This is a genomic window from Jiulongibacter sediminis (assembly GCF_001306455.1).
GTDB classification, from domain to species: domain Bacteria; phylum Bacteroidota; class Bacteroidia; order Cytophagales; family Spirosomataceae; genus Jiulongibacter; species Jiulongibacter sediminis.
On sequence record NZ_LGTQ01000028.1, the window covers coordinates 1 to 616 of the forward strand.

Genomic DNA, 616 nt, shown 5'->3' on the forward strand with positions numbered 1-616 from the left:
ACTTTGATTGAGAATTCGACAGGACTGGATAGCTCGGCAATAATCACAATTACCTACATGGAGGAACCACCGGTAGCCGTAAACGATAGCTCACTGAATAATCTTTTTGGTACTACCGTCTATTTAACGATTGTGGCAGATGATAGTCTCAGTGATGGTACATTGATTAATTCCTTAGGTGATATTACAGTTGATATTGACCTTTCTATGCCAGGAATTCAAAATGCGTTGAATGTTCCAGGTCAAGGTGACTGGACTTATAATCCGGCAACAGGTGATGTTAGCTTTGAACCTGAAGTTGGCTTTAATGGAAATCCAGATGCTATCACTTATCAACTGATTGAAAATCAGACAGGTTTGTCAGATACTGCGGAGATTGTAATCACTTATTTGCCGGAAGATTGCATTCTAATTTGTGTGCCGGTACAGGTTATGAAGGTGAATTAATAGAAGTTTTTGATTAAGTGAAATTGTATAAGCCTGAAGTATAGATAGTTATGCTTCAGGATTGTCTTTTTTTTGATCTTTTTTTCTCCCGCTTGATGAATATACTCTCAAGTAAGAATTGGGTGTAATGTCCTTATATTAAATAAGTTAAGAAGTTTTATTTTTTTTT

1 protein-coding gene is annotated in these 616 nt (G+C 36.0%); it reads left to right on the top strand.

Annotation, left to right across the window (positions count from 1 at the left end; translation table 11 throughout):
- Positions 1 to 447, top strand: a 447-nt coding sequence (locus AFM12_RS19400; protein WP_157687497.1) for an Ig-like domain-containing protein, incomplete at its 5' end; no start/stop codon positions are given.
- Between the last annotated feature and the right edge of the window lie 169 nt (positions 448 to 616).